Origin of the sequence: Streptomyces sp. NPDC088400 (assembly GCF_044753355.1) — a bacterium.
In the GTDB taxonomy this organism is placed as follows: Bacteria; Actinomycetota; Actinomycetes; order Streptomycetales; family Streptomycetaceae; genus Streptomyces.
Genome location: NZ_JBIVMZ010000008.1, coordinates 56,526 through 68,509, shown reverse-complemented (window position 1 = coordinate 68,509; position 11,984 = coordinate 56,526). Strand labels below are relative to the sequence as shown.

Here is an 11,984-nt window from a genome sequence, read left to right as displayed (position 1 = left end):
CGCGAGGGACCTCTCAGGCCGGGGACGGGTCACGCGAGCTGACCGTAAGTCAAGGTCAGGCGCTATGAGGGGACTTGATGAAGCGGTCGCATACCAATCGAGTGCTTCTGCTGCCGGGCGATGGCGTGATCCCCCATAGTGAGGCGGCATGAGGTGCGAACGGTGCGGTAGTGACCGGCGCGTTTGGCGGCCGGGCATGGACTGTCCTGGGTGCGACGCCGCCGCTGGACAGACCTGGGTTCGCCCCAGGGACCGCTCCGGCCCGGCCTCCGGCCAGAACGACGGTGGTTCAGGCCGGAACGACGGCGTTTTACGGCCACGGAAGCGGTGGGTGGCCACAGCGGCGCTGCTCGCACTCGGCTGCGTGGGAGCGACCGTGGCCGCGGTCGCCGGGTCCGGTGGCGGAGGCGCCGGGGCCGGTACCGGCGCCGAGTCCCGACCCGTGCCGAGCGGGGTGGGGGTCGGACCGCCGCAGTTGCCGGGCTTCGGCGGGGGAAGCTCACCGAGCGGGAACGGCGGCGCGAGTAACGGCGCGAGCGACGGCCCGAGTAACGGCCCGAGTGCTTCGACGGGCCCGTCGGGCAAGAACCCCGGGGCATCGCCGGACCCGGACCCGGACCCGGGCCGCACGCCGGGCGGCGGCAGGGACGGGGACCTGGACCCCGGTCCCGGATTCTCCGCGTGGGCGGGCCCCGGCTGTGCGACCGGCCGCTACACCGAGAAGGGCCGCGTCGAGAACGGTGACGCCGCCTGGTACACCGTCACATCCGGTGGCCACAAGGGCGATTCGTGCGACGGCCGGTTCTCCGCGGTCCCGATGTCGGGCATCCCGGACAAGGACACGGGCTCCACCGCGACCTGGTCCTGGGAGCTCGGCAAGAGGTACGCGAAGTGCGCCCTCGCCATCTTCGTACCGGACAGCGACCGGGACCGCGACGTGGCCGGCAACCCCTCCGTCTACCGTGTGCTGGCGGACCCGAAGGACGGCGACACCGCGTACGCGACCTTCGGCGTACGGCAGACCGTGCACCGGGGCAGCCTGGTGAAGGTGGGCAGCTACCAGGTGAAGGGCACGTCGTTCTCGGTGCGGATGTTCGACCGGGGCCAGGACTGGGGGAGCGAGGACCTGGTGGGGGCGCACCACGCGGCGGCGCAGATGAAGGTCGATTGCAGGTGAGGGGGCGGGGACCGGGGTGAGGGGCGGGGACGGTCCTGGGGACGGGGGCGGGGACGGTCCTGGGTGTTCTCCGGCGCCCCCTGAGTTGCTCGGCGGAGCCAGAGACACCCAGGGGTCTTCACGCCCCGCCGTAGGTGTCCTGCGCGGACCGGGAGTATCGCCACAGGGCATGGAGTCCGTGCGGGCGAAGCCCTTCCGCAGGGGTCAGCTCGGGCTGCAGGGGTCAGCTCGGGCTGCAGGAGACGGTTGGCCAGGTCCAGTTGCCGTTGGTCTGGATGGTGACGCCGAAGTTGTTGCCGTTGCCGTTGGGTTTGGCGGTGAGTGTCTGGGCGTTGGGGTAGCCGGCGGTGATGTTCCAGGTGGAGAGGATCTTCGCGGGGGACGGCACGTTCATGGTGACGGTCCAGTTGTTGGAGCCGGAGACCGCGACGTTGAGGTTGTAGCGGTCGCTCCACTGCTGTCCGGCGGACAGGGTCGCGGTGCAACTGCCGCCCGGCCCACCGCCTCCGCCGCCGTCGGGGGCCACGGCGCGGCCGGTCTGCGGGGAGATCATGCCGGCACACAGGCCGCGACTGGCCAGCCCCTGAGCGATGCGCGGGATCGCGGCGAGCGTGTTGGCGGGCCAGTCGTGCATGAGAATGATCTGACCGTTGGTGAGCCGGGCGTTGGCCTGCACGATCGCGTCGACGCTCGCGCTGTTCCAGTCCTGCGAGTCGACGTCCCAGATGATCTCGGTCAGACCGTACTTACTCGCGACCGACCTCACCGTCGAGTTGGTCTCCCCGTACGGCGGGCGGAACAGCTTCGGCGTGCCGCCGCCCGCGTTGGCGATGGCCTGCTGGGTCCGGGAGATCTCCGAGTCGATCGTCGACTGGCTCTGCTGGGTCAGGTGCGGGTGGGTGTAGCTGTGGTTGGCGACCCACATCCCGGCGTCGACCTGGGCCCGGACCTGGGACGGGGAGGCGGCGGCGTACTGCCCCTGGTTGAACATCGTGGCCCGCAGCCCGTTCTGCTTGAGCGCGTTGAGCAGGCTCGACGTGTTGGTGGACGGGCCGTCGTCGAAGGTGAGCCCGACATACCCGTTGCAGGCGGCGGCCTGCGCCGGGGCGGTGGTGTTGAGGGTGAGGGCGCTCGCCGCGGTCATCGTGGCCATCGCGACGACAGCCAGTTTCGTGACTCTCGTGACCAGGGAGCGCAGGGAGAGAGGTGCTCTGGCGTGCATGAGAGTGGTCCTCCAGCCTGGGGGATCGAGGGTTCAGGTCGCACTGCAGGAGACCGTTGGCCAGGTCCAGTTGCCGTTGTGCTGGATGGTGGCGCCCCAGGTGTTGCCGCTGCCGTTGGGTTTGGCGGTCAGTACTTGTGTACTGGGATAACTGGCGGCGGTGTTCCAGGTGGAGAGGATCTTCGCCGGGGAGGGCACGTTCATGGTGACGGTCCAGTTGTTGGAGCCGGAGACCGCGACGTTGAGGTTGTACCGGTCGCTCCACTGCTCTCCGGCGGACAGGGCCGCGGTGCAACCGCTGTTCCCGCCGCCTCCGCCACCACCCGAACCGGCCCCGTTCACCGTGATGTTGGAGTTGCCGCTGCTCTGGTATCCCTCGGTCGCGAGGATCATGTAGTAGCTGAAGCTGCCCAGGGGCATTCCGGCGCGGGCCCATGCGTCGAAGTGGTTGCCGGTGGTGATGGTTCCGCCCGTCCTCTTCGACTGCCGGACGCTCCAGTACTGGTCGAAGGTGCGAGTGCCTTCGACGGACGGTGCGTTGTAGCGCGTCGTCTTGTAGATGTCGTACGTACCGCCGTCGCTGGTGACGGTGCCCTTGTACGTACCCGTGGGCCGGTAGGTGCCCCAGTTGTCGACGACGTAGTACTCCACGAGCGGGTTCGACGTCCACCCGTACAGAGCCAGGTAGGCGTTGCCGGACGGGTTGAAGGTGCCGGAGTAGGTCACACTCCTGCGTCCCCCGTTGCTCCAGCCTTTTCCGGCCACGAAATTCCCGGTGTTGCTCCACGAGGTGCCGTAACTGCCGCCGGAGCCCAGGTTCATGGAGACCGTGCCGGGCCTGTCGGTCCAGAACGAGTAGTAGTAGCCGTTGTTGGTGCCGGTCTGGTTCGTGGTGATGACCGTGTCGGCGTGGGCGGTGCCGGGCAGGATCATCGCCGCCAGGGCGACCAGCAGCATGGTGCAGGCGCTGCTGATGAGCAGCCTGAAGCGGCTGAGCAGCCCTAAGTGGTTGCGTCTGTGACTCGTCGGGTGTGCGGGTGCGTCGGTCATTGTGTTCCTCCTCGTCCTCATGAGGCCGGTGGGGGGCAGGAAGTGAGATACGAGCCCGCGCGGTTGTCGCTGAACAGGCGAAGACGCGATCGCGCTTCGGCTTCGGCTTCGGCGTCGCGCGTGGGCGTCGTGCGTGCGCGTCGTGCATTGGCGTCGCATACGGGCGTCGCACAACGCGAGCTCTGCCAACGGCGAACAGTGTTGATCTGGCCTCGTTCACTGTCAACAGTTTCGGCAATCGCCGCGAAACATTCCCTCGGTGAGGGATCCTTCGGGGAGGGATTAGGCCAGTTCAATCGCCATGCCTGGCTGAGAGAATCAGAGTTGACCATAGGAGTCCCGAACGCAAGATCAGAAATTCAGGACGTACTTATCGAAAGTTTCGAAGGATCTTCCGATTGGATTGAGCGGTGCGGTGTGCGGTGTGCGGTAGAGGTACCGCGGGCCGCACACCGCAAGCTGCCAGGGTCCTCGATACTGTCCGCGCCCGCGGCCGTGCCGATTTGCGCGTACGGGAAGCGTCAGCCCCCCTCACCATTACCGCAGGGTCAGCAAGTACCTGTCCTTGATGACTCGTCCACAGGACGCGAGTCCCCCGATCCCCGGTGGATCGAGGCTGGGTCGCTGTCGCCGTCGCTGCCGCTGCCGCTCACGACCGTGTGGCGGTCCTGCACCCCGCATCCCCGGCTTCCCCGGTGCCCGCGTCCACCGACGTACTCCGGTCGTACGGGTCGACATCGGGGCCGTCTCCCGGTCCCGCGGCCGCGCGCTCGGCGCTGAACTCGGGGGTGAGGTAGCCGGTGAAGGTGTCGCAGCCGCCGTTGGTGGTGTCCGCCTTGTAGGAGACAAGGGAGAACGTCCCCGGCTTGACGACCACCTTCGCCGGGTCGTCCCAGCTCATCACGGTCTCGCGGCGCACGATGGTACGCGCGACTTCGTCGCTTCCCGCTGCGGTGCGTACGACCGGATAGACGTACGTGACATCGGCGGTCACCTCGACCGCACCACGCTTGCCCTCCCGGTACGTGATCCGTCCTCGTGTCTTGACCACGTCCCCGACAGGCCGCACCTTCGTGTTGGCGAACCGGCTGAACAGCAGCAGAGGATCGTTCTCCCGACTGGGCGCGCGAAACGCGGTCGCCAGGTAGTCCTGGACATCCTGCTGATGCGGATTGATCAACGCGATCGCCTTCTCCGGCCGTTCCCCGCGCAGCACACCAGGATCCAGGCTGGACGCGGCAAGGAAGTCCCGGGTCCGACCAAGCGCCCGCACGACCTGTTCCTTGCTCATCCAGCCGGTCGCCCGTGCCGCAGGCAGACCGATCCCCGCCGTCCCGTCACCCCACCGCACCGCGGGCGACCCCCTGAACGGCTGCTCCACTGTGGGCAGTTGGACTGCCGCCCCAGTTGCCGGTGGCTGATCCGGACGTTCCGACTCCGCGGCGAGGGGCGCACTCTCGCCGCTTCCGAGCCATCCAGCCACCCGCCCCGGATCCAGTGCCACGACCAGCAGGCCGGCCGCGACCAGCAGACCGACCGCGTACCAGCCCTTACCCCGTCGCCGCCGGGCCGGCTGGTGAGTCCGCCACCCCTCCGGCGGGCCGGTCTCCTCCCGCAACCGCCGCGTCACCATCCGGGCCCGCGCCGACGGCTCCTCGGGCGCCCCTTGACTCCCGGCCTCGGCCTCCCGAAGGAAGCGCTCCCACTCCTCGTCCGGTATGGACGCCCCACTCTTGCCCACGACGCGCTCCCGCCCCATCCCACGCACCCGGTCCCTCCCCAGGGCCGGTCATGATCCGAGCATCATCACACAGCCGCAGAAACGGCTACGACAACGGCCGCCTGCTCCAGGCCACGCCGACCGCCGTCGACGGCACCACGCAGCTCGTCGGTAACGCGAAGGCGCTGCAGAGCTCCTTCGGTGCCGAAGACCTGTATCTGGCGCACGGCCGCGGCGACGGTTTCGCACCGCAGTTGTGGTCGCTGAGCGAGCACGCACCGAGCAGTAAGTGCTCCGCCTGCAAGCGTGAGTTGCACAGCTACAACATGAGCGAAGTGACCGGCGACTTCGCCCCGTAGCACCGCCGGCCCGCCCGGGTGGACCGGGCGGGTCCTACCCGCTCGGGTGGGACAGGGCTTCACCTGCACGGGGCGGGGCCCTCACCCGCACGGGGCGGGGCCCTCACCCGCGAGAACGATGAACATCCCCGCCCCGCCTCGCCCCCCGCCGACGTGACGCGGCGGTCCGTAGCCCGTCGGAGAAGGGGCACCGGGACGCCCCGGACCGTGGGCCTCCGACAGGTAGCCTGCCCCCCCGATGGATCCGTCGGGGATACAGCGGCTCGGAGCCGAGGTTGCGGTACACCCGGTTGCGGTACGCCCGGTGCCTAGGCCAATGCCACCAGCGCCACAGCGGCCTGATCGGGGACGGTGACGTCGAGGCCGGTCAGTTTCTGGAAGCGTCCGAGCCGGTTGAGCACGGTGTTGCGGTGGCAGTACAGCCGCTCGGCGCTCGCCGACAGGCTGCCCGTCGCCAGGTAGGCGTGGACTGTCTCCACGATCACCTCCCGTTCCGGCTGAGGCACCGTGCTGAGGCCGGCCAGCAGCGCGTCCGAGAAGCCGTGCCGTTCGTCGAGCCGGCTCTTCGTCACGCGGGTCCATGCCTGTGCCAGGGTGACCAGACTGTTCTTGCCGGGCCGTAGGGTCCGGCAGATCTCGAAGGCCGTCGCCGCGGCTCCCGGCACGGCACCGAGCCCCGCGACATCCGGCACCAGGCCACCGGCCATCCCCTGCAGCTGCCGCAGCTGCCGGTCATGCTGTTCACCCGACCGGGGAGCCGGCCACATGACGACCACTCGTCCGGGCTGGTTCAGAACGAAGAGCTGCTCTCCGAGCGCGGAGATCCGAGCGGCGGCGCGGTGAGCCTGATGCGAGGCCGCCGCGTCGGCGACGACCACGCGAAAGGTGGCATCGGCATCGACGCCCAGGGCGCGCGCGATGTTCCGCACGTTCCGGGGCGACTGGCCGGCCGGGCCGAGGAGCTCCGCGAGGTAGGTGAGCTGCTCGTCCCGCGTAGCGGCGGCCATCAGAGCCCGCTCTTCCAGGTAGCTCTGCTGGACGGCGCGGGCGTAGTCGTCGACCACTGACCACAGGTTCTCGACGTGCAAGGCCAGTACGGCCATGTCGCTGTCCCGGGCACGGGCCAGCATCGCCGACCAGATCACCCCGAAGTCGAGCTGCACCGCGGCGACGAGATCCTCCCCGGGCACCCCCTGGCGTGCCCTCAGCCGCCCCAGCTCGCCGGGGAGCGAGCTCAGCTGGGTCGTCGTGGAGTCGGTCGCGACCGCGCTGAGAATCAGCGCCAGCGAGCTGTGCGCCGACTCCCGCAGCTGCTCTTCGCTCACCGGGCCCGCCCGGTACCCGGTGATGCCCTCCACCCTTCCCAGAAAAGTCTCCACCAGGGCGTCGACCTCATGGGTCATGGCGGAGACCAGCTCTCGCCAGCGCGGCAGGGACTCCCTCTTGCGGTCGGCCAGATCCTTCATAGGAAGCTCCCATGGCAATGCCCTGACGGTTGTGCATGCGCACAAGCATCTTGCTGATATCGGAGGCAGACTGCCCTGTTCGGAGGGTCCGGCCCTCGGGTCGAATGGATATCTCCCCGACGTTCGGTCCGCCTTCCCCCGGAGTTCACTGTGAGCGACTCAGCAACAGCCGCCGTTTCCGCCTCCGAGCCGACAGATATCACGGCCACGGACCGCGCTGTCGCGCGTCGCGTGGCCGTTGCGGCATTCGTCGGCACCGCCATGGAGTGGTACGACTTCTTCCTGTTCACGACGGCCGCGGCGGTCGTGTTCAACGTGCAGTACTTCGTCTCGGACAACGCCCTCACCGCGACCATGGCGTCGTTCGCCACCCTCGCCGTCGGTTTCGTGGCCCGCCCGCTGGGCGCGCTGCTCTTCGGCTGGCTCGGTGACCGCGTCGGCCGCAAGACGGTGCTGATGACGACGATCATCGGCATCGGGGTGGCCACCGTGCTCATCGGCCTGCTGCCGAACTACGCCTCCATCGGCCTTGCCGCCCCCGTCATACTCGCCGTCCTGCGCGTCCTGCAAGGGCTCTGCGTCGGCGGTGAGTGGGGCGGGGCGGTCACCATCGCCGCGGAGAACGCCCCCGCCTCCTCCCGTGCCGTCTACGCCAGCGTCCCCCAGCTCGGCTCGCCCGTCGGCACGATCCTCTCCTCGGGCGCTTTCTTCCTCTGCTCGGTCCTGCTCACCAAGGACAACTTCGACGCGTGGGGATGGCGCGTCCCCTTCCTGCTGGCCCTGCCCATGCTCGCCGTCTCGGTCGTGATCCGCCGACAGCTGGAGGAGTCCCCCGTCTTCAAGGCCCTCCAGAAGGAGGAGACGGTCGCGGAGGCGCCCCTGCGACAGGTCTTTCGCCGTGACTGGCGTCAGCTGCTCATCGGCGCCGCGGTGATGTTCGTCGGAGCCGGCGGCTTCTACCTCGTCACCACCTTCGTCATCAGTTACGGCCAGCGGGTTCTGGGCCTGAGCTCCTCACTGCTCCTGCTCGCCACCGTCATCGCTGCTGTCGTCGAGATCCCGGTCATCGTCTCGGGCGGGCGCCTCGGACAGCGGTACGGCTCCAGCCGCGTCGTGATCGGCGGTGCGCTGGCCACCATTGTCCTCGCCTTCCCCGTCTTCTGGGCGATCGGGACGGCGAACCCGGTCGTCGTCGTCGTAGCCATCACCATCGGCGTCGCCGCCGTGTCCTACCCCTACGCCGTCGCCGGAGCGGTCCTCACCAGCCTCTTCCCGGCACAGGTGCGGTACAGCGGTGTCGCCATCTCCTCCAACTTCGCCGGCCTCCTCAGCGGCTGTGTCCCGCTGGTCGCGACGGCGATCCTGACCAAGACCGGCGACACCCTGTGGCCCAGCGCGGTCATCCTCACGCTGATCGGATTCATCGCTCTCGCCGGTGGCCTGCTGGCTCCGCGGTACAGCGTCCCCGAGGCCGGACTCAAGCACTGAAGGGCACGCATCCGCCCACCCGCTACTCGAAGGAGTCAGTCATGACCACGGCCACCCCCGCCAGGCGCAGCGCGCCGAGTCCGGCCGCCTCGCCCGACGAGACCGAGTGGAACCTGCGCGTCGAACTCGCGGCGGTGTACCGCCTCGTCGCTCACTTCAAGATGACGGACCTCATCTTCAGCCACATCTCCCTGCGGCTCCCCGGAGACGAACCGCGATTCCTCATCAACCCGTACGGCCTCCTCTTCGAGGAGATCACCGCGTCCAATCTGGTCGTCGTCGGCCTCGACGGCGAACTGGTCTCGCCGGGTGAGCACCGGGTCAACCCCGCGGGCTTCGTGATCCACAGCGCCATCCACGAGGCCCGGCCGGACGCACACAGCGTGTTGCACACGCACTCGCGGTTCGGCTGCGCGGTGGCGGCGCAGAAGGGCGGCCTGCTCCCCGTCAACCAGATGTCGATGGAGTTCTACGGCAGGACCGCCTACCACGACTACGAGGGCGTCGCCCTCAACGACGACGAAAAGGCCCGCCTCGTCGCCGACCTCGGCGACAAGAACGCGATGATCCTGCGCAACCACGGCCTGCTCACGGTGGGAGAGAGCGCGAGCCGTGCCTTCCTGCGGATGTTCTACCTGGAGCGCGCCTGCGAGATCCAGATCGCGGCCCAGTCCGCCGGACAGGACCTGATCTTTCCGTCGCACGACATCGCGGAGCACACGGCCCGCCAGCTCAACAACGAGCATCCGTCCGGCGCCGACGACCACGACAACAGTGACAACTGGGCCCTGGCCTGGGCCGCACTGCGCAGGCTCGCCGACCGCATCGCCCCCGACCACCGCTCCTGAGGCCCATCGGTCACCTCGGCACCCGCACCCGCACACTCCGAAGGGGCATGACCATGAGCGACTCCCGTACGTCTGCGCACGTACGTGTACGACACTGCCCTCCTGGAGGACTTCGAGACCCTCTCGGCATTCGGAGCGACGCCTGGCTAAGGCGTCGACCGGCAGGCGGCCACCACCGCCGACGGCGAGCCATCAGGTGTGCCGCACGATCGAAGCCCTGCCGCTCATTCGGACGGCAGGGCCTCTGACCTGGTGTTTCTTTGTGCCCCCGGCAGGATTCGAACCTGCGACACCCGCTTTAGGAGTTCGATCATTGCTCGGCTCAGTTGCGGATCTGACTGGCCGCGTCGGTCGTGCCGGGGCGCGCAGTGGTGTCAGCGTCTGTTGCTGTTGATGTCAGCGGGACTCAGCGCTCGTCTCTCAGCGTCAGCCTCGACGAACTCACGGCCCTGGTGAAGACCCCGCTCAAACGGATGCAATACCGCCCCGGCCTCATTAACCGCCTCCTAGCCAAAACCGGACTCGACCTCCAACCGCCGTAACCTCAGCCGTTGAAGATCTCTAGAACAGAGACCAGAAGGCCGGGGATTTTCAATGAGGGTCGATCCCCGGCCTTCTTCGTCTGACTACTTTCGGCTGATGTATCGAAGGCCGAGCATCAGACGTCGGCGCTCGACTCCTTGGCCTTTTGCAGCAGAGCCTCCTGGTTGCGACGGCTGCGCACATCGTCCTTGCGCAAACTCCTGCCCTCGTTCAAGACAGACTGAAACTGCTCGGTGGCAAGCTCGACTGCAGTAGTGATCGCTACTTCAATCCTCTCCGAGTCCGAAATCTTGAGCTTCAGCTTCTTAGCGTCCCTCAGCCGCCGTCTTGCTGTCTCTATCTCAGAGGTTTCGAATATAGGAACAAGTTCCGGCGTGATCAGAGCGGACACCATCATCGCGATGTGATACTTCGCGGCCTTGAGGGTGGTCGAGTCGGGTGTTCGGGCGAAGAATCTGTCTACCCGATACAAGATCCAGGCCGCGTAGTAGTAAGCCTCAACGGAGTATTCACCCCAAACGAACGAACCCTCAGCCTCTAGCTCCTTCGGAGCACCGATCGCTCGGAAAGAATCACCGAACAGTGTTGCAGCGACCGCTCGGTTGAGTTCGGGAGTCGTGACAACGCGAGTCCGCGGGAAATCAAGAGACGCATGCTGGTTCTGCCGCAGATAACGTAGGCCGTTTACGCCTGACTGGTTGAAATACTCTTCCACGTCTTTCGCCATCTGGGAACTCGCCTGTATGTCAGTTGAGCCGATGGGAGTTTGCAGGTTAGTAGCGATCGCCACGCTCGTTCGCACTCCAGCATCGCCTGAGCTGACGATCTTCACCGGGATCCAAAGGTCAGAGAGGAGGGCCGGCTTGGCCTTAACTGCTTCGCTTGCCGCCCACCTAACGAGCTGGTGGCTCGTCTGCCCGCCGTTTACGATCTGATACCCGGAGATGAAGAATCTGTCCCCCGAACCTCGGAGAGATGTCGCAATGATCGTGAGTCCGTTGTTGAGGAAGGGAAAGTGCTCGCGGTCGTCGCTCTGAAGGGTTCTCGTGATCCGGGTATTCACTGGGTTGTGGCTACCGAGATCGAGACGCACGTTGTCGTCGAAGATCCCTGGTCGTACGGAGCCAGTTTCATCCGTCAGCAACTTCATCACCTCCGTGCCGGACAAGAGCCCGATGTAAGCCTCACTCACCCGCTCAGTCGCAGGGATGGTCTGCCGCTTCTCAAAGTTGAACCGAATGTTCTGTGGTCCGTGACGCTCTTTCAGCTTTGCAGCTAGTGCATCATGGCCATGAGTGTTGAGGTGCAAAGGTTCTGAATAAATACCGAGAGATCGAATACGATCGATCGCTTCTGTGACCTGAAGTTCTTGCTGTGCGCTCTTCCCATCATTGCCGCTGGTGGTGACGTAGAAGAGTTCGCACGGGATTCGCGTGTCTTGAAACTTGTCGCCGCTCTCTGCGATCCGATCGATCAAAGCAGCCAGGTCGACCAGGGCGGGAGGAAGCTTGACGCTCTTCGCCTTAATCGCGTACTTTGTCACGGCCTCGACGCCGTGGAGGAACTTCGCGATGAGCTTAGAGTCGTAGGACTCGCTTGTCTTAGCCTGGATGAAGAGTACCCTCGCTGAATTGGACGCCTGGTCTGAGATAAGGTCGTCGATTTCTGAGGGTTCGAAGACGATCTGTCCGTTGACTACGACGACAGCGATGTCTATGCCCTCGTCGGTCCCACCGCCGAGAACAGCGCGCTCAATCTGCTCGACATCGTCCCGTACATAAGGGAAGAGGTAGTTGGCTGCGACGTACAGCTCGAACTGCTTCGCCTCGCCCCCCTCGAAGCCAAAGTCTCGTGCAAACTTGGCCACTCGCTTTCCCGTGAGCGTGTGCACTTCATCCCCCTAGCCAGCGCGAGCGCTGATCGTCATCACGGTGTGTTTGTCAGTGAGCGTAGCGTCTGGGTTGCCGTCGACGTGAGTAAATGGTCAGGAAACCTGACTTACCCTTCGGCAGCCTCGGTCGAGCTTCCTCCACCGACGAGCCTCGATGTGATCAGTCAGGACGGATTCCCTCGACCGGTCCTTCCCAGTTCGGCTCCCCCCTGAGGGCAGG

At 66.5% G+C, this 11,984-nt stretch carries 9 protein-coding genes; 4 read left to right on the top strand and 5 right to left on the bottom strand.

Going from position 1 to position 11,984, the window contains the following annotated elements:
* The first annotated feature begins 331 nt into the window (after positions 1-331).
* Positions 332-1,177 (top strand): adhesin, encoded by an 846-nt coding sequence (locus ACIQD6_RS20940; protein ID WP_401884544.1) that lies wholly within the window; start codon positions 332-334, stop codon positions 1,175-1,177.
* Positions 1,178-1,400: 223 nt separating this feature from the next.
* Here the strand turns inward: ACIQD6_RS20940 and ACIQD6_RS20935 are convergent, their stop codons facing one another.
* From ACIQD6_RS20935 to ACIQD6_RS20925, 3 genes are all read right to left on the bottom strand, one after another.
* Positions 1,401-2,399: a polysaccharide deacetylase family protein gene (locus ACIQD6_RS20935; protein WP_401884543.1), complete on the bottom strand. Its 999-nt coding sequence runs from the start codon at positions 2,397-2,399 to the stop codon at positions 1,401-1,403.
* A 33-nt stretch (positions 2,400-2,432) separates the two neighbouring features.
* The gene (locus ACIQD6_RS20930) at positions 2,433-3,356 is read right to left on the bottom strand and encodes a glycoside hydrolase family 11 protein (RefSeq protein WP_401884971.1); all 924 of its coding nucleotides are present in this window, start codon (positions 3,354-3,356) and stop codon (positions 2,433-2,435) included.
* Between the two features lie 742 nt (positions 3,357-4,098).
* Positions 4,099-5,190 (bottom strand): hypothetical protein, encoded by a 1,092-nt coding sequence (locus ACIQD6_RS20925; protein WP_401884541.1) that lies wholly within the window; start codon positions 5,188-5,190, stop codon positions 4,099-4,101.
* A 50-nt stretch (positions 5,191-5,240) separates the two neighbouring features.
* Here ACIQD6_RS20925 and ACIQD6_RS20920 point away from each other — a divergent pair, with 50 nt between their 5' ends.
* Positions 5,241-5,528, top strand: coding sequence for a hypothetical protein (locus tag ACIQD6_RS20920; RefSeq protein ID WP_401884540.1), 288 nt, complete (start codon positions 5,241-5,243; stop codon positions 5,526-5,528).
* Between the two features lie 308 nt (positions 5,529-5,836).
* Here ACIQD6_RS20920 and ACIQD6_RS20915 read toward each other — a convergent pair whose 3' ends face one another.
* Entirely contained in the window at positions 5,837-6,994 is a 1,158-nt protein-coding gene (locus tag ACIQD6_RS20915; RefSeq protein WP_401884538.1) for a PucR family transcriptional regulator, read from the bottom strand.
* Between the two features lie 150 nt (positions 6,995-7,144).
* Here ACIQD6_RS20915 and ACIQD6_RS20910 point away from each other — a divergent pair, with 150 nt between their 5' ends.
* A complete protein-coding gene (locus ACIQD6_RS20910) occupies positions 7,145-8,482 on the top strand; it encodes an MFS transporter (RefSeq protein WP_401884536.1) in 1,338 nt (445 codons plus the stop codon).
* 41 nt (positions 8,483-8,523) lie between these two features.
* Positions 8,524-9,330: a class II aldolase/adducin family protein gene (locus ACIQD6_RS20905; protein WP_401884535.1), complete on the top strand. Its 807-nt coding sequence runs from the start codon at positions 8,524-8,526 to the stop codon at positions 9,328-9,330.
* 658 nt (positions 9,331-9,988) lie between these two features.
* Here the strand turns inward: ACIQD6_RS20905 and ACIQD6_RS20900 are convergent.
* Positions 9,989-11,740 (bottom strand): AIPR family protein, encoded by a 1,752-nt coding sequence (locus tag ACIQD6_RS20900; RefSeq protein ID WP_401884533.1) that lies wholly within the window; start codon positions 11,738-11,740, stop codon positions 9,989-9,991.
* Positions 11,741-11,984: the final 244 nt, after the last annotated feature.

What these genes read in the sequence shown, in the direction of transcription:
- ACIQD6_RS20915 (WP_401884538.1), bottom strand. Translation starts at nt 6,994, where the DNA reads ATGAAGGATCTGGCCGACCGCAAGAGGGAGTCCCTGCCGCGCTGGCGA.
- ACIQD6_RS20935 (WP_401884543.1), bottom strand. Translation starts at nt 2,399, where the DNA reads ATGCACGCCAGAGCACCTCTCTCCCTGCGCTCCCTGGTCACGAGAGTC.
- ACIQD6_RS20920 (WP_401884540.1), top strand. Translation starts at nt 5,241, where the DNA reads ATGATCCGAGCATCATCACACAGCCGCAGAAACGGCTACGACAACGGC.
- ACIQD6_RS20905 (WP_401884535.1), top strand. Translation starts at nt 8,524, where the DNA reads ATGACCACGGCCACCCCCGCCAGGCGCAGCGCGCCGAGTCCGGCCGCC.
- ACIQD6_RS20930 (WP_401884971.1), bottom strand. Translation starts at nt 3,356, where the DNA reads ATGCTGCTGGTCGCCCTGGCGGCGATGATCCTGCCCGGCACCGCCCAC.